This window comes from Halomonas elongata DSM 2581 (assembly GCF_000196875.2).
Taxonomy (GTDB): Bacteria; Pseudomonadota; Gammaproteobacteria; order Pseudomonadales; family Halomonadaceae; genus Halomonas; species Halomonas elongata.
The window spans coordinates 1,513,375-1,533,357 of sequence record NC_014532.2 but is presented as its reverse complement, the minus strand read 5'-3'; the positions used below and the strand labels follow the sequence as shown (position 1 = coordinate 1,533,357).

21 protein-coding genes and 4 tRNA genes are annotated in these 19,983 nt (G+C 64.2%); 10 read left to right on the top strand and 15 right to left on the bottom strand.

Features of this window, described 5'->3' with window-relative positions:
* Window positions 1-198: 198 nt before the first annotated feature.
* The 4 genes from HELO_RS07370 to HELO_RS07355 form a co-directional block, all read right to left on the bottom strand.
* A tRNA-His gene (locus HELO_RS07370) sits at window positions 199-273 on the bottom strand.
* 23 nt (window positions 274-296) lie between these two features.
* Window positions 297-371: transfer RNA gene (locus HELO_RS07365), tRNA-His, on the bottom strand.
* A 53-nt stretch (window positions 372-424) separates the two neighbouring features.
* Window positions 425-501, bottom strand: a tRNA-Arg gene (locus HELO_RS07360).
* A 68-nt stretch (window positions 502-569) separates the two neighbouring features.
* A tRNA-Pro gene (locus tag HELO_RS07355) sits at window positions 570-646 on the bottom strand.
* 170 nt (window positions 647-816) lie between these two features.
* On the opposite strand from HELO_RS07355, the gene folD reads away from it, so the two are divergent.
* The 3 genes from folD (at window position 817) to mtnN (ending at window position 3,044) form a co-directional block, all read left to right on the top strand.
* Window positions 817-1,677, top strand: coding sequence for a bifunctional methylenetetrahydrofolate dehydrogenase/methenyltetrahydrofolate cyclohydrolase FolD (gene folD / locus HELO_RS07350; RefSeq protein ID WP_013332100.1), 861 nt, complete (start codon window positions 817-819; stop codon window positions 1,675-1,677).
* A 73-nt stretch (window positions 1,678-1,750) separates the two neighbouring features.
* The gene (locus HELO_RS07345; protein ID WP_174208843.1) at window positions 1,751-2,215 is read left to right on the top strand and encodes an S-ribosylhomocysteine lyase; all 465 of its coding nucleotides are present in this window, start codon (window positions 1,751-1,753) and stop codon (window positions 2,213-2,215) included.
* 88 nt (window positions 2,216-2,303) lie between these two features.
* Window positions 2,304-3,044, top strand: coding sequence for a 5'-methylthioadenosine/S-adenosylhomocysteine nucleosidase (gene mtnN / locus HELO_RS07340; protein ID WP_013332097.1), 741 nt, complete (start codon window positions 2,304-2,306; stop codon window positions 3,042-3,044).
* Between the two features lie 57 nt (window positions 3,045-3,101).
* Here the strand turns inward: mtnN and pyrC are convergent, their stop codons facing one another.
* The gene (gene pyrC, locus HELO_RS07335; RefSeq protein WP_109637382.1) at window positions 3,102-4,136 is read right to left on the bottom strand and encodes a dihydroorotase; all 1,035 of its coding nucleotides are present in this window, start codon (window positions 4,134-4,136) and stop codon (window positions 3,102-3,104) included.
* 147 nt (window positions 4,137-4,283) lie between these two features.
* Here pyrC and HELO_RS07330 point away from each other — a divergent pair, with 147 nt between their 5' ends.
* Window positions 4,284-4,709 (top strand): hypothetical protein, encoded by a 426-nt coding sequence (locus HELO_RS07330; RefSeq protein ID WP_013332094.1) that lies wholly within the window; start codon window positions 4,284-4,286, stop codon window positions 4,707-4,709.
* 24 nt (window positions 4,710-4,733) lie between these two features.
* Here HELO_RS07330 and HELO_RS07325 read toward each other — a convergent pair whose 3' ends face one another.
* The 4 genes from HELO_RS07325 to HELO_RS07310 form a co-directional block, all read right to left on the bottom strand.
* Window positions 4,734-5,975, bottom strand: a complete 1,242-nt coding sequence (locus HELO_RS07325; protein WP_013332093.1) for an NAD(P)/FAD-dependent oxidoreductase — start codon at window positions 5,973-5,975, stop codon at window positions 4,734-4,736.
* Window positions 5,976-6,078: 103 nt separating this feature from the next.
* Window positions 6,079-6,540: a tellurite resistance TerB family protein gene (locus tag HELO_RS07320; RefSeq protein ID WP_013332092.1), complete on the bottom strand. Its 462-nt coding sequence runs from the start codon at window positions 6,538-6,540 to the stop codon at window positions 6,079-6,081.
* A 178-nt stretch (window positions 6,541-6,718) separates the two neighbouring features.
* A complete protein-coding gene (locus tag HELO_RS07315; protein WP_013332091.1) occupies window positions 6,719-7,132 on the bottom strand; it encodes a nuclear transport factor 2 family protein in 414 nt (137 codons plus the stop codon).
* On the bottom strand, window positions 7,129-7,869 hold the full coding sequence (locus HELO_RS07310; protein ID WP_013332090.1) for an SDR family NAD(P)-dependent oxidoreductase: 741 nt from the start codon (window positions 7,867-7,869) through the stop codon (window positions 7,129-7,131). The genes HELO_RS07315 and HELO_RS07310 overlap by 4 nt, the downstream gene beginning before the upstream one ends.
* A gap of 137 nt (window positions 7,870-8,006) precedes the next feature.
* Between HELO_RS07310 and HELO_RS07305 the strand changes: the two genes are divergently transcribed.
* Complete coding sequence (locus tag HELO_RS07305; RefSeq protein WP_013332089.1) at window positions 8,007-8,615, top strand: TetR/AcrR family transcriptional regulator; 609 nt, start codon at window positions 8,007-8,009, stop codon at window positions 8,613-8,615.
* A 9-nt stretch (window positions 8,616-8,624) separates the two neighbouring features.
* Here HELO_RS07305 and HELO_RS07300 read toward each other — a convergent pair whose 3' ends face one another.
* Complete coding sequence (locus HELO_RS07300) at window positions 8,625-9,191, bottom strand: AAA family ATPase (RefSeq protein WP_013332088.1); 567 nt, start codon at window positions 9,189-9,191, stop codon at window positions 8,625-8,627.
* Between the two features lie 173 nt (window positions 9,192-9,364).
* Here HELO_RS07300 and HELO_RS07295 point away from each other — a divergent pair, with 173 nt between their 5' ends.
* Window positions 9,365-10,801 carry an FAD-binding oxidoreductase gene (locus HELO_RS07295; RefSeq protein ID WP_013332087.1) on the top strand — a complete coding sequence of 479 codons (1,437 nt, stop codon included), beginning with the start codon at window positions 9,365-9,367 and terminating at the stop codon, window positions 10,799-10,801.
* A 40-nt stretch (window positions 10,802-10,841) separates the two neighbouring features.
* Window positions 10,842-11,954 (top strand): pyridoxal phosphate-dependent aminotransferase, encoded by a 1,113-nt coding sequence (locus HELO_RS07290; RefSeq protein ID WP_013332086.1) that lies wholly within the window; start codon window positions 10,842-10,844, stop codon window positions 11,952-11,954.
* A 95-nt stretch (window positions 11,955-12,049) separates the two neighbouring features.
* Here HELO_RS07290 and HELO_RS07285 read toward each other — a convergent pair whose 3' ends face one another.
* Window positions 12,050-13,390, bottom strand: a complete 1,341-nt coding sequence (locus HELO_RS07285) for a UDP-glucose dehydrogenase family protein (RefSeq protein ID WP_013332085.1) — start codon at window positions 13,388-13,390, stop codon at window positions 12,050-12,052.
* 242 nt (window positions 13,391-13,632) lie between these two features.
* On the opposite strand from HELO_RS07285, the gene HELO_RS07280 reads away from it, so the two are divergent.
* On the top strand, window positions 13,633-14,103 hold the full coding sequence (locus tag HELO_RS07280; protein WP_013332084.1) for an aminoacyl-tRNA deacylase: 471 nt from the start codon (window positions 13,633-13,635) through the stop codon (window positions 14,101-14,103).
* Between the two features lie 45 nt (window positions 14,104-14,148).
* Here HELO_RS07280 and HELO_RS07275 read toward each other — a convergent pair whose 3' ends face one another.
* Window positions 14,149-15,345 (bottom strand): methyltransferase, encoded by a 1,197-nt coding sequence (locus tag HELO_RS07275; RefSeq protein WP_013332083.1) that lies wholly within the window; start codon window positions 15,343-15,345, stop codon window positions 14,149-14,151.
* A 188-nt stretch (window positions 15,346-15,533) separates the two neighbouring features.
* Here HELO_RS07275 and HELO_RS07270 point away from each other — a divergent pair, with 188 nt between their 5' ends.
* Complete coding sequence (locus tag HELO_RS07270; RefSeq protein WP_041601987.1) at window positions 15,534-16,412, top strand: ChaN family lipoprotein; 879 nt, start codon at window positions 15,534-15,536, stop codon at window positions 16,410-16,412.
* Here HELO_RS07270 and HELO_RS07265 read toward each other — a convergent pair.
* On the bottom strand, window positions 16,409-16,867 hold the full coding sequence (locus tag HELO_RS07265; RefSeq protein ID WP_013332081.1) for a carboxymuconolactone decarboxylase family protein: 459 nt from the start codon (window positions 16,865-16,867) through the stop codon (window positions 16,409-16,411). The genes HELO_RS07270 and HELO_RS07265 overlap by 4 nt on opposite strands.
* Window positions 16,868-16,918: 51 nt before the next feature.
* Window positions 16,919-17,740 (bottom strand): AraC family transcriptional regulator, encoded by an 822-nt coding sequence (locus HELO_RS07260; protein ID WP_013332080.1) that lies wholly within the window; start codon window positions 17,738-17,740, stop codon window positions 16,919-16,921.
* A gap of 215 nt (window positions 17,741-17,955) precedes the next feature.
* Here HELO_RS07260 and nhaD point away from each other — a divergent pair, with 215 nt between their 5' ends.
* Complete coding sequence (nhaD, locus tag HELO_RS07255; protein WP_013332079.1) at window positions 17,956-19,443, top strand: sodium:proton antiporter NhaD; 1,488 nt, start codon at window positions 17,956-17,958, stop codon at window positions 19,441-19,443.
* 45 nt (window positions 19,444-19,488) lie between these two features.
* Here the strand turns inward: nhaD and HELO_RS07250 are convergent, their stop codons facing one another.
* Window positions 19,489-19,962, bottom strand: coding sequence for a GFA family protein (locus tag HELO_RS07250; RefSeq protein WP_013332078.1), 474 nt, complete (start codon window positions 19,960-19,962; stop codon window positions 19,489-19,491).
* Window positions 19,963-19,983: the final 21 nt, after the last annotated feature.

Genomic DNA, 19,983 nt, shown 5'->3' with positions numbered 1-19,983 from the left:
AGGAGGGAATTCTATGAATCCCGCTACGCACTGGCAAGCGCCATGCCCTGACAAATGGGGGTTAACCAGCATACTTCAAGGGGAATTCGGGTAAAGAATTGTCATTGGAACCACGAAATCGCCTGCCTGATCGGGCGACCATTGCCACCATATCAAGCCTGCGGGAAAAAATCGTGAAATATATCAAGAGGGAGGCAATGGGGTGGATGATGGGGATCGAACCCACGACCACCGGAGCCACAATCCGGGGCTCTACCACTGAGCTACATCCACCACTGCCTGGTAGGTGTGTCGACTGGGGTGGATGATGGGGATCGAACCCACGACCACCGGAGCCACAATCCGGGGCTCTACCACTGAGCTACATCCACCATGGACGACACTGCTCGACCGCTTCGCTCCGCCAGACGGGAACCACAGAACATGGCGCGCCCAGCAGGACTCGAACCTGCAACCTACGGCTTAGAAGGCCGTTGCTCTATCCGGTTGAGCTATGGGCGCATTCTACGTTCCCAAGCGCCTTCCCGCAAGCTACCGAAGACAAATCTTACTGATCAATCAACAGCTTGTGGTCGGGGTGGAGGGATTCGAACCCCCGACATCCTGCTCCCAAAGCAGGCGCGCTACCAAACTGCGCTACACCCCGCCGGCTCTTGCACGGCCCTGACGTCGCCGCAGAGGCCTCGTCAAGCGCTGCGTATTCTACGGAACTTTCCTTCACCGTCAAGTCGAAAGCCCCACTGCTGCCACTTTGCCTGGACGCCCCCTCATGCGAAAATCCCTCCTTTCACCATCCGACCACCAGAGGGAAGCTCGATGACCGCCCAACTGATCGATGGCAAGTCCATTGCCGCCCGCGTTCGCCAGCAGGTTGCTCGCCAGGTGCAGGCACGCCACGAGGCCGGCGCGCGCACTCCCGGACTCGCCGTCGTCCTCGTGGGCGAGGATCCCGCCTCCCATGTCTATGTGCGCAACAAGCAGCGTGCCTGCGAAGAGGCTGGCATCGCCTCGGTCAAGCATCGACTGCCCGCCGACACCTCCCAGCAGGACCTCGAGGCGCTGGTCGACAAGCTGAATGCCGACACCACCATCGATGGCATCCTCGTCCAGCTTCCCCTGCCCGAGCATCTCGACCCCCGCCCCATTCTCGAGCGCATTCATCCGCACAAGGACGTCGACGGCTTTCACCCCTACAACCTGGGACGGCTCGCCCAGCGCCTGCCGCTGTTGCGTCCCTGCACGCCCAAGGGCGTGATCACCCTGCTGCAGGAAAGCGATCTCAAGGTTCGCGGTCTGGACGCCACCGTGGTCGGCGCCTCCAATATCGTCGGCCGCCCCATGTCGCTCGAACTGATGCTGGCCGGCTGCACCACCACCGTCTGCCATCGTTTCACTCGCGACCTCGAGGCCCACGTGCGGCGCGCCGAGCTGCTGGTCGTCGCCGTGGGAACGCCTGGCCTGGTCAAGGGCGAATGGGTCCGCGACGACGCCATCGTCATCGACGTGGGCATCAACCGCCAGGAGGATGGCAGCCTGATCGGTGATGTGGAATTCGAGCCGGCCGCGGCCAGGGCCAGCCACATCACGCCGGTGCCCGGTGGCGTCGGTCCCATGACTGTCGCCTCGCTGCTCGAGAACACCCTGCTGGCCGCCGAGATGCACGACGCCATGGCATGACCGCCGTGCAATAGCGTCGTGACTCGGTTAAAATACGCCGCCTAATTTTCTTTCCGAATCGCGAGGTGCCGTGATGAGCGACAAGATGAACGTCGAAAGCTTCAACCTCGACCACACCAAGGTGAAGGCGCCCTATGTCCGCCTGGCCGACGTCAAGACCGGCCGGCATGGCGACACCATCCACAAGTACGACCTGCGCATCTGCCAGCCGAACAAGGCACACATGGAGATGCCTGCGTTGCACTCGCTCGAGCACCTGATGGCGGAACTGTCCCGCAATCACTCCGAACAGGTCGTCGATATCAGCCCGATGGGCTGCCAGACGGGCTTCTATGTCGCGATGATCAACCATGACGACTACGACGGCGTGCTCGCGCTGCTCGAAGGCACCCTGAAGGACGTGCTCGAGGCCGAAGAAGTGCCGGCCTGCAACGAGATGCAATGCGGCTGGGCCGCCAGTCACAGCCTGGAAGGTGCCAAGGAACTCGCCCGCGACCTGCTGGCCAAGCGCGACGAGTGGACCCAGGTGTTCGCCTGAAGCCTGGTTGAAAAGTGGCTCAGCTCGGCAATACGGCGTTAAAAATCACCTCGAAGCCCTCACTTACAGCTCGGGAGAATCTCGTTTCATGAAACGCATCGGTATCATTGGTGCCATGTCCCAGGAAGTCGCCCAACTGGCGGCCATGCTGGAGGATCGCGAGACACGCCACCATGTCGGCAGCACCTTCCATTGCGGCCGGCTGCATGGTGTCGAGGTCGTGATCCTGCAGTCGGGCATCGGCAAGGTGAATGCCGCCGTCGGCACCACCCTGCTGCTCGACATGTATCAGCCCGAGGCGATCATCAACACGGGGTCGGCCGGTGGTTTCGGTGAAGGGCTCGAGATCGGCGACGTGGTGGTTTCCAGTGAGGTACGCCACCACGACGTGGATGCCGTGGTCTTCGGCTACGAGCACGGCCAGGTGCCGCAGATGCCGGCTGCCTACCTGCCCGACGAGCGTCTGGTACGGGTCGCGCGCCAGAGCGTCGAGGCCATGAACGAGGTCAATGTGGTCGAGGGGCTGATTGCCACCGGCGATGTCTTCATGGCCTGCCCGGAACTGGTGGAGCAGACTCGCTCCCGCTTCCCCACCATGCTCGCTGCCGAGATGGAAGCGGCCGCCATTGCCCAGACCTGCCACCTCTATGGCTGCCCCTTCGTGGTGATTCGCGCCCTTTCCGATATCGCCGGCGGCGGCGACAACCACCTCTCCTTCGAGGAATTCCTGGTCCAGGCCGCCGATCACTCGACGCGCATGGTCAGTGCCATGGTCGGGCGTCTGGCGAGCGAAGCCGTCATCGCGGAAGACGCCACCGCCGAGTCGTGATCCCGAACATCACATCTCGCCGCCAATACCGCCCGGCCTGCGCCGGGCGGTGTCGTTTTAGTTCATTCGCCACTCCAGCACCTCCCCTCCCCGCAACGGCACGATATCCTGCCCGTCCATGTACGGCAGCGTCTCCGGCACCGTCCAGGGCTCACGTACCAGGGTGACGGTATCGGTGTTGCGCGCCAGACCATAGAAGTCCGGCCCGGCATGGCTGGTAAAGGTTTCCAGTCGATCCAGGGCTCCGGCCTGTTCAAAGGCGGTGGCATACAGCTCGAGGGCCACTGGCGCCGTGTAGGCACCGGCACAGCCGCAGTCGCTCTCCTTGTCGCCCTTGGCGTGGGGAGCGCTGTCGGTACCCAGGAAAAACTTGCCGCTGCCCGAGGTGGCTGCTTCCACCAGCGCCTGACGGTGCCGTTCACGCTTGAGGATCGGCAGGCAGTAATAGTGGGGACGAATGCCGCCGACCAACATGTTGTTGCGATTGAACAGCAGGTGATGGGCGGTGATGGTGGCGGCCACGTTGTCCGGCGCGGCGGTGACGAAGGCCGCGGCGTCGGCGGTGGTGATATGCTCGAACACTACGCGTAGCGTCGGGTGCCGATCCAGCAGGGGCTTCATGACTCGCTCGATGAACACCGCCTCGCGGTCGAAGATGTCGATATCGGCATCGGTCACCTCGCCATGCACCAGCAACGGCATGCCAAGGCGCGCCATGGCGGCGATGGCCGCGTCGCAATGGGCCAGGTCGGTCACCCCGGCGGCGGAATTGGTGGTGGCGCCGGCGGGATAGAGCTTGACGGCATGCACCTGGCCACTGGCATGGGCACGCTCGATCTCCTCGGCGGTGGTGCGGTCGGTGAGATAGAGCGTCATCAGGGGCTCGAAGCTTTCCCCTTCCGGCACTGCCGCCAGGATGCGCTGCCGATAGTCGAGAGCCTGCTCCGTGGTCGTCACCGGCGGCTTCAGGTTGGGCATGATGATGGCGCGGCCCATCTGGCGGGCACTGGCGGGCACCACCGCCGGCAGCACAGCTCCGTCGCGCAGGTGAAGGTGCCAGTCATCCGGGCGGGTCAGGGTCATCGAGTTCACGGCGTATCCTGTTCTTGGCATGGGTTGGCAGCCCAACAGTATACCGCAATGTCCATGCCTCAGCGCCCCGCCCGACCCACAGAAAGTCCTTCACGCCACGCGAATTTGACGTATCATCCCCCCGCGGAGAACAGCCACGAGGACACCATGCCGAAGGTACGCCATTACGCCGATCTCGTCGCCATCCTGGCCGGCCTCATGTGGTTGATGGTCTACTGGTCGGTCAGCTACTCGGTGCATATCGGCAATATCGAGCCCTCGCTCGCCGCCATGCTGCTGACCGGCAGCCTGATCCTGACCAGCTTCGTGCACCGCCCCACCCGGGTGATGCTGAGACGCTATCATGTCCGCAAGCGCCGCACCGAGATGTGGATGCACATCCTCGCCCTGCCGCTGACCCTGGCCTTTCTTCTGGCCATTGGTATCGATTACCTGATCACGCCCCTGAACGGCGAACAGAAGATGCTGCTGTTCAACGTCATGGCCACCGCCGGCTGGCTGGTCTTCATCTTCACGCTCGCCATCAAGTGGCTGATCCACACCTTTACCGAACGGCGCAAGAACAGGCGCTGAACTGGGGCCCGTTCTCGCTGGTTCTCAGAAGCGCTCGAAACGGTATGGCGCCATGTCGATCTCCGGCGCCTCCCCTTCCATCATCTGCGTCAGCAGTCGTCCAGTGGCGGGACCCAGGGTGAAGCCTTGATGGCCATGACCGAAGGCGCACCACAGCCCTCGACGCCCCGGCGCCGGCCCGATGACCGGTTTCATGTCGGGCATGCACGGCCGAGCGCCCTTCCAGGGAGTCGACTCGAGCCGCTCGCCCAGAGGAAAGAGCTCCCTGGCCCGCGCCTCGGCGGCCGCCAGCTGCTGGTGGTGGGCCGGCGCCTCGAGGCGCTCCAGCTCGGCGCCCGTGGTCAGACGAATGCCGGCCCGCATCGGCGCCAGTAGATAGCCCACCTCGGCATCCATCACCCAGTGATTCAGGCGAGCCTCGTCGGCGCTGCCGTAGTGCATGTGATAGCCGCGCTTGACGAACATCGGCACCGACAGACCCAGGCGCTCGAGCCAGGTGCGCGACCAGGGCCCCATGGCCAGCACGACATCCGCCGCCTGCCATGCCTGGCCGTCGATCTCGACACGCCATCCTTCACCGTCCTGTGCCACATCATTCACCTCACCGCGCAGCACACGACCTCCCTCGGCCTCGAAGGCACTCGCGTAGGCCTGCACCAGGGCGCCCGGGTCGGCTACCGACCAGGAATCCTGCCAGTGCACGGCCCCCACCAGATCATCGGACAGGCTGGGCTCCATGGCCGCCAGATCCTCGGGCTCCAGGCGCCGGTACCGAACTCCGAAACGGGCATCGTTCTCCTCGGCATCCTCGAGCCGCGCCGCCAGCTTGCCGGTGTCGCGATAGACCTCCAGCCAGCCATCCCGACGGACCAGCGACTCGGCCCCGGCGGCCTCGATCATGGGGCCGTGGGCATCGAGGCAGAGACGAATCAGGGCAGCATACTCGGGGACGAGGCGCCGATAACGACTCGGGGCGGAATTGCGCCAGTACTGCAGCAAGGGCCCTGCGGCGCGCAGCATGCCCCCCGGACGATACCGAATGTCGACTTCGCGATTGGGCAGCACTCGCACCAGGGTGGCCAGGTCGCGGGGAAAGGGATAAGGGCGCACCGCTTCGCGCTGAATCAGCCCGGCATTGCCGAAGGACGTCTCGCGCCCGGGCTCGCGCCGATCCACCAGCGTGACATCATGGCCTCGCCGAGCCAGATGCCAGGCCACCGACACCCCGACCATGCCGGCCCCCAGTACAATGATTTCGCGCGCCATCCGACTCTCCTTTTCCGCCATGGATCGGGCCGCCCAACGCAGGCGACCGCGGCTCGACAGGGCCGCGCAACAATTCTATCAGGACGGTACCGATCAGGCTGTCTCAGTCGGCCGCACCCTCGGCCCGCTGCTGTTCCAGCAGGCGGGTACGCACGAAATCCGAATGGCTGACGTGCAGGAGTTCGGCCAGACGACGGATGCGATGCTCCTCCAGTGCATCCTTCTTCCCATCGGAGAAAGCCAGCGCCCACATTGCCCGCACCAGCTCGACACGCGCCTCATAATCACATTCGTCACGCACCAGACGCACGAACCGGTGATGGTCCACCGCCGTCTCGGCCTCGTGCTGGGCGAGGTCCATCAACTCGGCAAGCGCCTCGTCATCGAGGCCGAAACGTTGATCGAGTTCTTCACGCAAGGCATCGAGCTCGGCTGGCTCCAGGCGATAATCCGCACGTATCACCTCGCACAACAGCACCGCCGAGGCCAGGGCCAATGTCGGCGGCTCCTGCGTCTCCGACGTCGCCGTCATGTCGTTGATCCAGCGCTGTAGCGACGCCAGCATGGCAATCTCCTCTGATATCTTGCTGTTGCCCCGGCATGCCGGCCGGGAGTTCATGCTGGGGTCGACCGCAGCATCGAGCGGATGTTCCCCATCCGGGCAGCGTGATGACGACGACCGGAGAGCCGGACGCCTCCTGGCGCCCGACCTCCGGCCGGAAGCGACATCGATCAGGCCTTGTCTAGTCTCGCAAGGCCTCCAACCGAGCCTGATCGGCGTTGCCGAAATCGGGATCGACGTAGATATGCATGCGACGGATCAAGTCGTCCTCGAAGGCGAAGACACTGCAGAAGCGCCCCTGGGAGATCTCGCCGTCGGGCCATGTCGTGCCGTCCCGAAGACGTCCGGACTCGGTTCCTTCCACCACGACGTGGTCGTCATCGACGATATAGCGAAAGGCATCGATGTCATGGACCAATTCGGGCACCTCGCGGCGGATGCGTTCCCCGAACTCGACCAGCGCGGCCTTCCCCGACGCCGGCCCGAACTTGGGAAAATAGAAGCTGACGTTCTCGGTGAACAGCGCCGTCACCGAAGGATCGCCGGCATCCACCCGCCGGAAGTAATCCTGCACGATATCAAGTCGAGAACTCATGCATTGGCCCCTCCATCGATGGTGAATTCTGCCCCGGTTACCGAGCGCCCCTCCGGACCGACCAGCCAGCGCACCAGGTTCGCCACATCGTCGGCCTCGTTGTAACGGGGAATCGCCATGAGGTCGCGCTGCGGATCCGACATTTCACCATCGGCGGGATTCATGTCGGTATTCGTGGACCCCGGATGCACGACATTGACGGTGATTCCGCGTGGCCCCAAGTCTCGTGCTGCCCCCTTGGTGAGTCCGATCAGGCCGGTCTTGCTCATCGAGTAAAGACTGAGCCCCGGCCAGGGGACGCGTGGCCCGAGGTTGCTGCCGATCGACACGATACGTCCCTCGTCGCGCATGCGACGCGCCGCCGCCTGGATGGCCACGAAGGGCGCGCGCAGATTGATGTTCAGGGTGCGATCGAGATCGTCACGTCCCAGCTCGGCGATATCTCCGATCAGGAATACCCCGGCGTTGTTGACGAGAATATCGAGTCCTCCGAGGCTCGACACCACGCGCTCCACCGCGTCCTCGATGGCCTGGTCGTCACGGCTGTCGGCCTGGATGGCCATGGCGCGACCACCCGCCTGCTCGATGTCCGACACCACGGCTTGTGCCTTGTCCTCGCTCCCGGCATAGGTCAAGGCCACCGCGGCGCCATCCTTGGCCAGTCGCTTCGCCACCGCGGCACCGATGCCCCGGCTGCCTCCCGTCACCAACGCTACCTTGCCTGTCAGTTGAGTCATGTTGCGGCTCCCGTCGTTGCTTGCATTCGATGGATCAAGATATTTATGTATTGATCAATACATAAATAACCATGGCTGGACAATCTCGACCCTGTCAAGATATTTTTGTATCGAACGACACACAAAAGGAGGCCGATATGGCAACACGCGGCAGGCCACGCGGCTTCGACAGGGAAGCGGCCCTGGCAAGGGCCATGGAAGTGTTCTGGGAACGAGGCTTCGACAACGCCTCTCTGGGTGAATTGACCCGCGCCATGGGCATCAACTCCCCCAGTCTGTATGCCGCCTTCGGCAGCAAGGAAGCCCTGTTCCAGGAGGCCATGGCGCTCTACGTGAAGACTGCCGGCGGAGGCATCTGGGATCCCGTCGACAGCCTGGCGACTGCGCGAGACGCCATCGCCCATGTTCTGTATGCCACGGCCAGGGCCTTTACCTGCCAAGAGCGGTCACGGGGCTGCATGATCGTACTCGCTTCTCCCCAGGCTCAGGGCTCCAACCCATCGATCAGCGACGAACTGGAACAGCACCGACGCGGCAACCGAGACTGCCTGGAGCAGCGCCTGCGCCGTGCCGTCGACGAGGGCGAGCTGCCCGGCGACACGGACTGCCATGCCATCGCCACTTTCTACTCGACCGTGCAGCACGGCATGTCGATCCAGGCCCGGGACGGCGCTTCGCGGGAAGAGCTGCTCGGTGTCGCTGACTGCGCCATGAGCGCCTGGGACAACCTGACGCGTGCTTCCTGACAGAAGCATTCAGCGTTCCAGCCTGTCGCGCACGAAGGCAACACGCTCCGCGATACTGGCACGAGGCAACTCGACAAGGGTATAACCCAGCTCGGTATAGGTGGCGACCATTATTTCCCAGGTGGCAAACGCCTCGACGAAGCTCTGCTTGCGCTCGGCATCTCCGGCGAAGATCGCCTCCCACGGCGGAGCCACGAACACCGTCTCGGCATAACGGAACCGCTCCGCAGCGCGCCGTGCATGGCCCGGCACCGAAAGGCCCGAGACTCGCCTGTAGCCGATCACATCGGGCACTCCCCGGTCGAACAACACCGGCCCACCGATTTCAGCCGCTTCATGCCATGAACGCAGCTCCCAGCTCAGCATCAACTCGGCGAAGGCTTCTCTATTCCCCCAGGGCAGCGCGTCCCCACTGATGGCCACCTGGCTCTGGATGATGTCCCTTCCAGCCTCGGGCATATGCATAAGCCCCTCGGTAGCCAGGGCTTCAAGCAAAGAACTCTTTCCCGAGCCGGGACCACCGGTGATGACGAAGCGCTGTTCGGGTGGTGTCGTCGCATTCTTGCTCTGCATCATGGGTATCCTTCAACTCCTTTCCTGTCATCACCGTCCATCAATCACTTGATCGTCATGCAACACGGACGCATTGTTGAACAGGGACGCGCCGACATTCTCTTTCTCCGGCCTCGCGAGTCCTGTACAGGCAACCTGCGCAACTCTGACGGCCCGACGGACAACACGGAATCGACATGGACACAATGCAATCCCAGCCCTCGGCATCCCTCTCCACGCTACTCGACCAGCTGCGCGAGCGACTCGGTGCCGGCGCGGTACTCACCGGCGATGACGTCACCGCCCGGTCCATCGACTGGCTGACCGGTACGCCCTGCCACGCGGGAGCCATCGTGCGCCCTGGCACGCCCGATGAGCTGGCCGAGACACTGCGCCTGTGCCACGCAGCCCGCCAGCCGGTGGTGACGCACGGCGGATTGACCGGTCTGGTACACGGCGCCGAGGCCTCGCCCGAGGAACTGGCGATCTCGCTGGAACGTCTCGATGCCATCGAGGCCGTCGACCCGGTCGGCGCCACCATCACCGTTCAGGCCGGCGCGCCATTGCAGAAGGTTCAGGAGGCGGCCGAAGCGGCCGGGCTGCAGTTCACCCTCGATCTGGGAGCGCGCGGGAGCTGCACCATCGGCGGCAATATCGCCACCAATGCCGGCGGCAACCGGGTGATCCGCTACGGCATGATGCGTCAGCAGGTACTGGGGCTGGAGGCGGTACTGGCCGACGGTCGGGTCATCAGCTCCATGAGCCCGATGCTCAAGAACAACGCCGGCTATGACCTCAAGCAACTGTTCATCGGCAGCGAAGGTACCCTGGGGATCGTCACGCGGGCGGTGCTTCGCCTGCAGCCCGCCATGCCCGACACCCGCACCGCCCTGGTCGCCTGCCCCTCCTTCGATGCCATGACCGGACTGCTCGCCCACATGCGCCAGACCCTCGGCGGCGAACTCAGCGCCTTCGAGGCCATGTGGCGCAACCACTACCGGCTGCTTACCGACGTCAGTGGCCGCCATGCGCCACCCGTGGGCACCGAGTCGCCCTTCTATGTCATCATCGAATCCCAGGCCATCGATGCCGACCGCCATGGGGCACGTTTCGACCAGGCCCTCGAGTCGGCCTTCGAGGCAGGACTTCTGGCGGATGCCGCGATTGCCCAGTCCGATGCCCAGCGCGACGGCCTGTGGGCCATCCGCGAGGATATCGAGGGGCTGGTCCATCTCCTCTCCCCCTTGATGACCTTCGATGTCAGCCTGCCGATCGGTGACATGGAAGGCTATGTCGAGCGGGTGGAAACGACGCTGCAAGAACAATGGCCGGAGGGACGTCTCTCGGTATTCGGCCACCTGGGCGACGGCAACCTGCATCTCATGGCCAGCGTCGGCAGCAACGACGCCGACACGCGACACCGGGTAGAAAGCTGCGTTTACGAGCCTCTAGCCGAACTCGGCGGCTCGATCTCGGCGGAGCACGGCATCGGCCTGGAAAAGCGCAACTGGCTGCCGATCTCACGTTCCCCGGACGAACTCGCCCTGATGGCGACTCTCAAGCAGGCTCTGGACCCGCATGGTCTGCTCAATCGCCACAAGGTCGTCACCTACGACACTCAGGACGAGCACTGATCATCCAGCCTTGCCCTTCACTTTCACCAAGGGAGATGTCATGCCCCGCTTCGCCGACCACCTCTACCACCCAGGCCCGGACAACCCCTTCCCCGGCATCTGGGTCCTCCAGCGACGCATCGGCCGCGAAATCCCCCACCGCCTGGGATCCAACGAGGGCCTGGACATGCCGCACTCGGCACTGCGCCGACATTTCGGCGATGCCATGGCCGAGCATGCCTACTGCTATGGCGACGCCGAGGCGCTGGGTATTCGTGAGCGCCTGTCCCGTCAGCAAGGTATTCCCGTCGAGGCCTTGCTGGTGGATGCCGGCGCCGACAGCCTGCTGGCCCTGGCGTTGCGCGCCGTGGCCACCCCCGAGACCAGCGTGATCGCCTCGGCGGGCACCTACCCGACCTTCGGCTATTTCGCCCGCGGGCAGGGCTGTCGTCTCATCGAGGTCGCCTATGACGAGGGCAGCGATCGACTCGCGCCCGACCTGGACGCTCTGGCCCGCGCCGCACATGAAGAGAAGGCGCGCCTGGTGTATCTGGCCAATCCCGACAATCCCACCGGGCACCTGCACGACGACGACGCCGTCCGCCGCTTGCGCGACGCCCTGCCCGATGACTGCTGGCTGCTGCTCGACGAGGCCTACCACGATTTCCGCGACGATGCCGACACACCCTTCGCCTCGGAAGTACTGCCGGGCGTGATTCGCTGCCGGACGCTCTCCAAGGCCCACGGCATGGCCGGGCTGCGTATCGGCTACGCCATCGCCGAACCCGATACCCTGGCGATGCTGATGAAGGTGCGCATCCACTATGCCGTCTCGACCCTGACCCAGGCCGCCGCCGAGGTGGTGCTCGATCACCCTGACGAGACCCGGCAGCACATCGCCGACGTCATCGATCGTCGACGGCGCCTCAGCGCTCATTTCCGGCAACTGGGCGCCGATGTCCTGCCGAGCGCCACCAACTTCATCGGCATCCGCCTGGGCAGTCCCGAACTGGCCAAAGGCGTGCATGCCGAGCTACTCGAGGAGGGCAAGCTCATCGCCCGCCCCGCGCATCCGGATCTGGGTCATGTGCTACGCATCACCGCAGTGGAGGATGCCATGGTCCCCGGGCGCCTGGACACGCTGGAACGGGCCATTCGGCAAGACACGGCTTGAACGCCATGGCCACCTTCTCCGGCGGCTCCCCCCTGGCCCGACGCCTCACGGGCGCCCGGCAAACGAGTCGCGGCGTCGCCGCGACCGCCCGGCCGTCAGGGGCGCCGCAAGGAGTCACCGCGCCCCACGGCAAAGTACAGCAACCCAGCCTTGCGCACCGTCTCGGGATTATAGAGATTGCGGCCGTCGACGATCACCGGCAGGCCAAGCTGCTGCTTCAGCCAGTCGAAATCCACCATGCGGAAGACTTTCCATTCGGTACAGATCACCAGTGCATCGGCGTTCTGGACCGCCGCTTCCCGTGAGTCCACCAGCGCCAGATCGTCCCGCTCACCATAGAGGCGGCGGCACTCATCCATCGCCTCGGGATCATAGGCCTGAACCCTGGCACCGGCTCGCCATAACGCTTCCATCAGGGTACGGCTCGGTGCATCGCGCATGTCATCGGTGTTCGGCTTGAAGGCCAGCCCCCAGAGCCCGATGGTACGACCGGCAAGATCGCCATCGAAGGCACGCTCCAGCTTCTCGAACAGGGTCTGCTTCTGGCGGTGATTGACGCCTTCCACCGCCTCCAGCAGTTGTGCCTGATACTGCACCTCTCCCGCGGTACGCGTCAGGGCACGCACGTCCTTGGGGAAACAGGAACCGCCATAACCGCACCCTGGGTAGATGAAGTGGTAACCGATACGCGGATCCGAGCCGATGCCACGCCGAACCTGTTCCACGTCGGCCCCCAGGCGTTCCGCCAGGTTGGCGATCTCGTTGATGAAGCTGATCTTGGTGGCAAGCATGGCGTTGGCCGCATACTTGGTGAGTTCGGCGGCACGCACGTCCATGAACATCAGCTTTTCCTGAAGGCGAATGTAGGGGGCATAACATTCGCGCATCAATTCGCGTACACGCTCGGAATCGGTGCCGACCACGAAGCGCGCACCATGCGTGAAGTCCTCGATCGCCGCGCCTTCCTTGAGGAATTCCGGATTCGAGCAGACCTCGAAGTCGAGTGCTTCGCCGCGTTCCTCGAGCACATTGGCGATGGTCTCTCGAACTCGGTCGGCCGTTCCCACCGGCACCGTGGACTTGTCGACGACGGCCTTGAACCCGTTCATGTGCCGCCCGATGGTCTCGGCGACCGCCAGCACGTACTGCAGATCAGCGCTGCCGTCCTCGTCGGGTGGCGTGCCGACGGCGATGAACTGCAGGGTGCCGAATTCGACCGCCGAGACAGCATCGGTCGTGAACCTAAGCCGCCCTGCGGCAGCATTGGTGGTCACCAGCTCTTCCAGGCCGGGCTCGAAGATCGGGATTTCACCGGCCTCGAGCCGGGCGATCTTGTCGGCATCCACGTCCACGCACAACACATCGTGCCCGACATCAGCCAGACAAGCGCCCGTGACGAGCCCCACATAACCGGTACCGAAAATGGTGATCCTCATCCCCTATTACCCCGCCAGAATCCTTGGGAAACACACTGCCATGACTCATCGCGACCGCCAGAGACACCGGTCGCCGCGCCAGGCGGTGCGACGTGCAGGCATTGTAACAGGGCTGCGGCGAAGGCCCAGAATTGCGCGACCTGTGCACAGGCACGCTATGCTGATGGGTACGGACATCACCCACGCCACACAGGGACGCCCGGCATGATCGTTCGGCCCCGGCGGCCGAAGGAGTTGACGTCATGGCTATGCCGATGACGATCCGGGAGTACCTCCGCGCCTGCGATATCGATTACGAGGAGGTCCCCCATCCACGAGCGGTCTCGACCAGCCGCATCGCCCGCGTCTCGCACGTCGAAGGCGACCAGTTGGCCAAGGCCGTCATGCTGCACGGCGATGCCGGTTATCGTGTCGCCGTGTTGCCCAGCGACCGTGACGCCGATCTGGAACGGCTCACGCAACTCTTCCATGAAGAACTGGAACTGGCCACGGAGGACGAAGTCCGCCACGAGTTCGATGACTGCGATCCCGGGGCGGCCATTCCGGTGGGTCAGGCCTATGGCCTGCAGGTCTATCTCGACGACCACCTGCGCCAACAGCCGGATGTCTACTTCGAGGCCGGCGACCACGAAACCCTGGTGCACATGAGCGGCGGCGAGTTCGGCCGGCTGATGGCCGGCAGCCAGCACGGTGATTTCAGTCGTCCCCGCTGAAGCCGGAGCGAAACGACGGCCGGGGCATAACGCCCCGGCCTTCCTTCAACCGGCCGGTGCGGCCTCGATCACCAGGTTCCGCGGGGTCAAGTCACGCTCGCAGAAGGTCCCGAAACCAACCCGAAAGCCGGCTTCCTCCATCAGCCTGACGCGATCCAGCGCCAGCCAGACTTCCAGCGGTCGCCGGAATACATGGCGCACGAGTTCGAGCCGGGTGACCTCATCCAGGCGCCGGAAACCTTCGGCTTCGTAACCTGCCCAGTCGACATGGGCGGGCAATGCCACAGCCTTGCGCTCGGCCGCCCAATGGCAGAAGGCGGCGAAATCATCGGGCATGCGACCATAGGCCAGACTCGGCACCGGGAGATAGGCATCTCGGCCCGAGACATCGCGTTGCAGGGCATCGAAGCCCAATCGCCAGGCATTGGCGCGCCGGCGCTGACGACGTACTCCGCTCGACGCGGTCACTGTTTCCTGCACCGCCATCGACAGATCGTCGCGGTACAGTCGCCAGCCTTGCTCGGCCATGTCCTGTCGTCCCTGCTCGGACAAGGGACGATAGCGCTCCGCCTCGGTCCGCTGGTAACAGCACGGCGCCAGGGTCACCGATGCGCCGCGCCGGGCAGCCAGCTCGAGCAGGCGACCGTGCAGATCGCCACAGGCATGCAGCGCCATCACCCGGGTGCTCGGCGTCAGCCAGCGGCTGGCACCCTCGGCCAGCACATCCTGCTGATGCAGCTGCACCGCCGCTCCCTGACGTTGCGCCAGTTCGTGGCCGGACCGGCACAGCTCGGCCTGCCACTCCAGAGCCTGGATACCCACGCCATACCAACGTGCCACACCGCGCGCCAGATGCCCCTTGCCGGCACACCACTCCACCAGATCGGCATCCGGCGTCACCAAGGGAGCGAAGGCCTGGATCTGGCGCCACTTGCGACCGCCGACAAAGGTCCCCCAGGCATCGGGCAGTGTCGGCCCCCGCGGGGCCAGATCAGGCAGTTCCACCAGCTCGGCCAGTTCGTCCATCGGCAACCATGACGACAAGGGAGACGCCGTGAACGGATCGGCCTGCAACCGCTCCGTCTCGTCCTCGGGCAACGCCCTCAGCGCCTCGGCCATCGCCGGATAGCGACACTCCCACGACAAGCGGCGATGCTGGAAAGGCAAGGGCTGCCACACCGGTTGCCACTCGGCCAGCACGGCACCCAATCGCCGAAAGCGGTATTCATGACTCGGAGCCATCGCGGCCTCGCGGTAACCGGCGGTGAATGGAAAATCGCAACGGGGGAGGATAACTCGCCACTCTTCATCTCGCGACGGCCCTTTCTTATGCCGCGATCTCGGTAGCCCCGCTTTGCCTCGTCCCTCTTGCCGGATAGGCTGGCATGATCCATGTCGCCACAGGATCCCGCATGCCACGATGCCACCATATGACTCGTCTGGCTCCCTATCTCGCCCCGCTGCTGATCGGCTTCAGCGTAATCGCCGAAGCTCAGACGTCATCTTGCCCCGCACCGGGCCAGTGGCTGGATGGCAAGGGCTCGCCCGTCGCCACCGATGTCTGGATGCGCGATCTGGCCGACCAGCAGGTGGTGATGCTGGGTGAGCGGCACGACCGGCTTGCCCATCACCGCTGGCAACTACAGACACTGGCGGGGCTTCATGCCCTTCACCCCGATATGGTGATCGGCCTGGAGATGCTGCCGCGCAAGGCCCAACCGGTGCTGGACGATTGGGTCGCGGGCGATCTGAGCGAGGCGGCGTTCCTCGAGGCGAGTGACTGGTCCAGTACCTGGGGCTACGATCCGGCCCTGTACTGGCCGATCCTGCACTTCGCCCGCATGCAGGGCGTGCCGTTGAAGGCCCTGAATGTCAGCGCCGAGCTGCGACAACGGCTGGTGGAAGAAGGCTGGCAAGCCGTGCCAGCGGCAGACAGGTTCGACATGACCGCGCCCGCCCCGGCCTCGCCGGCCTATCGCGCCGAGCTCGCGGACGTCTTCGCCGCGCACGATCACGCCGCCGAGACCGACGATGCGGACTTGGAGCGTTTCATCGACGCGCAACTGGTCTGGGACCGCGCCATGGCCAGTGGCCTGGCCGAGGCGTCGGCGGAAGGCAAGCTGGTGGTGGGACTGATGGGACTTCGCCACTTGAGCGATGGACAAGGCGTGCCCCATCAGCTCGACGATCTGGGAGTGGTCGAGCACCGCAGCCTGCTGCCGCGACGACTCGACGATGCCTGCCAGCCACCACCCGCCGGTCGGGCGGATGGCTTTTTCATCCTCGACGGGCGGTGGCAGGAGGACTAACGCTCGTCGATCTCGGGCCGGAATCCGCAGGACAGCACGATCCGGTTCCAGCCGTTGATGACCACCACCAGAGAGGTGAGGCTCAACTGTTCCTCCAGGCTGAAGCTCGCTTTCACCCGGTCGCGAAGCGACTCGTCGACCTCGCTTTCGGCCAGCAGGGTCAGCGCTTCCGTCCAGGCCAGCGCCGCGCGTTCGCGCTCACTGAAACCCGGGGACTCTCGCCAGGCCGGCAGCACGTCGAGACGTGCCTGCCGTTCACCATCGCCACGCGCCTCTTCGGAATGCATCCGCTGGCAGAAGGCGCAGCCATTGAGCTGGGAAGCACGCAGGAAGACCAGATGAATCAGGCCGGGCTCGATGCCTGATGCCGCTACAGCCTCCTGGGTCGACTGGAGCCCCTTCACCAGAGCGGGCTGCAAACGATAGAAGTCGGCACGAGAAACATACTCTTGCATGATGCACTCCTGTTCGGGACATGGAGTGCCCAGCATGCGCGGGCGCCGCCGTCACGCCTTGTAGATTTGCGCCAACTTGCGTCGACGATATTCGGCCGGCGTTTCTCCGCCGTGGCGGCGAAAACGATGGGTAAAATGCGCCTGATCGTGAAAGCCGCATGCCAGGGCGACCTGACTGATCGACGGCTCGGAGCGCGACAACAGAGCCCTGGCATGCTTGAGGCGTTGCAGCAGATCCATCTGCGCGGGCGCCAATCCGACCTGATGGCGAAACGTTCGCTCGAGGGTGCGGCGGCTCAAGCCATGATTCGCCACGGCCTGTTCTATCGTGAAGCGTCCATTGTCGATCAGCGGCAGAAGACGCTGCACATGACCGATTCGGGGACCACTCGCCTCCGCCCTGGCCAGCAGCCAGGCATCGAGCCGCGCCAGACGTTCCTCCAGCGGCAGGGAAGGTAGCATGTCACGCAGCGCCGGCCAGTCATCGGGGGCCTGCTTGTGCCACTGATCGGCATCGCTCAGCGACTCCAGCGACATGCCGAACAACTGAAAGGCACCTCCGGGACGAAACCGGATACCCAGGCTGGCTCCCACGGTCGTGGTATAGGCCGCCACCGGGCGCCGAGTGATGTCCCAGCCGGCGGATGGTCTCGTGGTATCGAGCCCCCTGAACGTCAGGGTGACCCCGCCATCCGGATAGAGCTTGTCATGGGTCGGAGCCTCCGGCGGCGGGCCTTGCACGAACCAGTAATGATCCACCCAGGGCCGCAAGGCCGGCACCGGCAGCAGCCGATGAATGACCAGGCGCGGCAAGACCAGTGGCGTCAGACCGGATCGCGGCCGGAGTGGCTCAACGGACTGTCGAAACGTCATTCAGACCCCGCAATATCGGTGACTCGGCGACGCAGGACAGTATAGTTCAGCTCCCCTCCCTTGCTGCCAGACGCAGCAGGACCGCAATGCAGCAAAAAAAGTTCCTCGAAGAGAGTAATTAGCCGGCTCAAGAGATGACGAACACTGTTTCTTTCATGTAGAATTCGCCTCGTTTTATCGACCCTTCCGCCCTCCCGTCTCAGGATGCTTTCGTCATGCTGACAAACCATCGTTCTCCACACTGGCTCCGGCACAGCGCCCGGTGGCCAGGCTTTCTCGTGCTCGCGCTGCCGATCCTGCTGTTCAGCCCCCTCGCCCAGGCTGCTTCCGCCGGCGAGCTCGACCTGACTTCCAGCCTCCCCGGTTTCATCGCCGTTACCCTCTTCCTGGCCGCCTATGTCCTGGTGATGGCCGAAGAGAAACTGCACATGCGCAAGTCCAAGCCGGTGCTGGTCGCCGCCGGTCTGATCTGGGCGATGATTGGCTGGGTCTATGTTCACGCGGGCCTGCCCGATGCCTCCGAAGAGGCCTTCAGCGAAACACTGCTGGAATACAGCGAGTTGCTGCTCTTCCTGCTGGTAGCCATGACCTACATCAATGCCATGGAAGAGCGCCGCGTCTTCGACAAGCTGCGCGCCTGGCTGGTCGAGAAGGGCTTCAGTTACCGGTCGCTGTTCTGGATCACCGGCATCCTCGCCTTCTGGATCTCGACCATCGCCAACAACCTCACCACCGCCATGCTGATGTGCGCCGTGGTGCTCAAGGTCGCCGAGGGCGACAAGCGCTTCATCAACCTCTGTTGCATCAATGTCGTGGTGGCCTCCAATGCCGGCGGTGCCTTCAGCCCCTTCGGCGATATCACGACCCTGATGGTCTGGCAGGCCAAGCTGGTCGAGTTCCAGGAATTCTTCGAGCTGCTCGGCCCGGCGCTGGTGAACTACCTGGTACCGGCGATCGTGATGAGCCTGTTCATCAAGAACCGCAAGCCCGCCGCCCTCGAGGAACATATCTGGCTCAAGCGCGGCGCCCGGCGCATCGTTCTGCTGTTCCTGGTGACGATCGTCATCTCGGTACTCTGCCACACCATGCTGAACCTGCCGCCGGCACTCGGCATGATGACGGGCCTCGGTTTCCTGCAGTTCTTCGGCTACTACCTGCGTCAGAGCCTGCCCCGCTCGCTGGAACGCAAGCGTACCCGCTACAGCCAGCGCGGCGACTGGCGCAAGCTGGAGTCACTGGGCAGCGTGGTGCCTTTTGATGTCTTCACCCGAATCGCCCGCTCCGAATGGGATACCCTGCTGTTCTTCTACGGTGTGGTGATGTCCGTTGGGGGACTGGGCTTCATGGGTTACCTGGCCCTGCTCTCCGAGACCCTCTACACGGGTTGGGATCCCGTCTGGGCGAACATCGTGCTGGGCCTGGTCTCGTCGGTGGTCGACAACATCCCGGTCATGTTCGCCGTCATCTCCATGGAGCCCGACATGTCCATGGGCAACTGGCTGCTGATCACCCTCACCGCCGGCGTGGGCGGCAGTCTGCTCTCGGTGGGCTCCGCCGCCGGTGTGGCACTGATGGGCCAGGCGCGCGGTATCTACACCTTCGCCAGTCACATGCGCTGGGCCCCGGTCATCGCCCTGGGCTATGTAGCCAGTGTGGTCGTCCACCTGATGATCAACGCTGACAGCTTCGCCATCTTCCACTAGGGTCCGAATGACCTGCTCCCGTCCGGCGGCCCGCCGGACGGGCCTTCACCCCTCTTCCAGCCCCAGTCGTGCGTGCCATTCGGCGATGCTCTCGTCCGGATAGCCGGCAAAGCAGCGATCCTGTTCCCTCGACTCGATCTCCACCCAGTCCGGCTTGTTCTCCAGCATGAGGTGCACCCGTTCGGGAGGCCTTGGCAAGTCACTGTCGATGGCCGAGGCGAAGGGATGCACGAGTTCCGGCCAGCGCGGATCGAACACCCAGAGCGCACTGGCACACCGCGAACAGAAATGCCGCTCCCCGGGGCTCGTTAGACCATCGATCTCGGCCTGATAGATCGACGTGTGCTCGGCACCGTGAACCACCAGGGTGTCCGCATCGCCGCTCAGGTTGATGGCATAACCACCCCCGCCGGCCGTCTTGCGACAGATCGAACAGTAGCAGCGGTTGAAGGGATAGGGATGCGGCGACACGACACGAAACCGCACCGCGCCGCAATGACAGGAACCTTCGAGTAGCATGATGATTCTCCCTGACGCCTT

Excerpts from the sequence above, each read along its gene's own strand:
- nhaD (WP_013332079.1), top strand. The coding sequence starts at position 17,956 with ATGCTGACAAACCATCGTTCTCCACACTGGCTCCGGCACAGCGCCCGG.
- HELO_RS07280 (WP_013332084.1), top strand. The coding sequence starts at position 13,633 with ATGGCTATGCCGATGACGATCCGGGAGTACCTCCGCGCCTGCGATATC.
- HELO_RS07315 (WP_013332091.1), bottom strand. The coding sequence starts at position 7,132 with ATGAGTTCTCGACTTGATATCGTGCAGGATTACTTCCGGCGGGTGGAT.
- HELO_RS07310 (WP_013332090.1), bottom strand. The coding sequence starts at position 7,869 with ATGACTCAACTGACAGGCAAGGTAGCGTTGGTGACGGGAGGCAGCCGG.
- HELO_RS07325 (WP_013332093.1), bottom strand. The coding sequence starts at position 5,975 with ATGGCGCGCGAAATCATTGTACTGGGGGCCGGCATGGTCGGGGTGTCG.
- HELO_RS07285 (WP_013332085.1), bottom strand. The coding sequence starts at position 13,390 with ATGAGGATCACCATTTTCGGTACCGGTTATGTGGGGCTCGTCACGGGC.
- HELO_RS07300 (WP_013332088.1), bottom strand. The coding sequence starts at position 9,191 with ATGATGCAGAGCAAGAATGCGACGACACCACCCGAACAGCGCTTCGTC.
- HELO_RS07260 (WP_013332080.1), bottom strand. The coding sequence starts at position 17,740 with ATGACGTTTCGACAGTCCGTTGAGCCACTCCGGCCGCGATCCGGTCTG.
- HELO_RS07345 (WP_174208843.1), top strand. The coding sequence starts at position 1,751 with ATGAGCGACAAGATGAACGTCGAAAGCTTCAACCTCGACCACACCAAG.
- folD (WP_013332100.1), top strand. The coding sequence starts at position 817 with ATGACCGCCCAACTGATCGATGGCAAGTCCATTGCCGCCCGCGTTCGC.
- HELO_RS07275 (WP_013332083.1), bottom strand. The coding sequence starts at position 15,345 with ATGGCTCCGAGTCATGAATACCGCTTTCGGCGATTGGGTGCCGTGCTG.
- HELO_RS07320 (WP_013332092.1), bottom strand. The coding sequence starts at position 6,540 with ATGCTGGCGTCGCTACAGCGCTGGATCAACGACATGACGGCGACGTCG.
- HELO_RS07290 (WP_013332086.1), top strand. The coding sequence starts at position 10,842 with ATGCCCCGCTTCGCCGACCACCTCTACCACCCAGGCCCGGACAACCCC.
- HELO_RS07270 (WP_041601987.1), top strand. The coding sequence starts at position 15,534 with ATGACTCGTCTGGCTCCCTATCTCGCCCCGCTGCTGATCGGCTTCAGC.
- HELO_RS07305 (WP_013332089.1), top strand. The coding sequence starts at position 8,007 with ATGGCAACACGCGGCAGGCCACGCGGCTTCGACAGGGAAGCGGCCCTG.
- HELO_RS07295 (WP_013332087.1), top strand. The coding sequence starts at position 9,365 with ATGGACACAATGCAATCCCAGCCCTCGGCATCCCTCTCCACGCTACTC.
- HELO_RS07265 (WP_013332081.1), bottom strand. The coding sequence starts at position 16,867 with ATGCAAGAGTATGTTTCTCGTGCCGACTTCTATCGTTTGCAGCCCGCT.
- HELO_RS07250 (WP_013332078.1), bottom strand. The coding sequence starts at position 19,962 with ATGCTACTCGAAGGTTCCTGTCATTGCGGCGCGGTGCGGTTTCGTGTC.
- mtnN (WP_013332097.1), top strand. The coding sequence starts at position 2,304 with ATGAAACGCATCGGTATCATTGGTGCCATGTCCCAGGAAGTCGCCCAA.
- HELO_RS07330 (WP_013332094.1), top strand. The coding sequence starts at position 4,284 with ATGCCGAAGGTACGCCATTACGCCGATCTCGTCGCCATCCTGGCCGGC.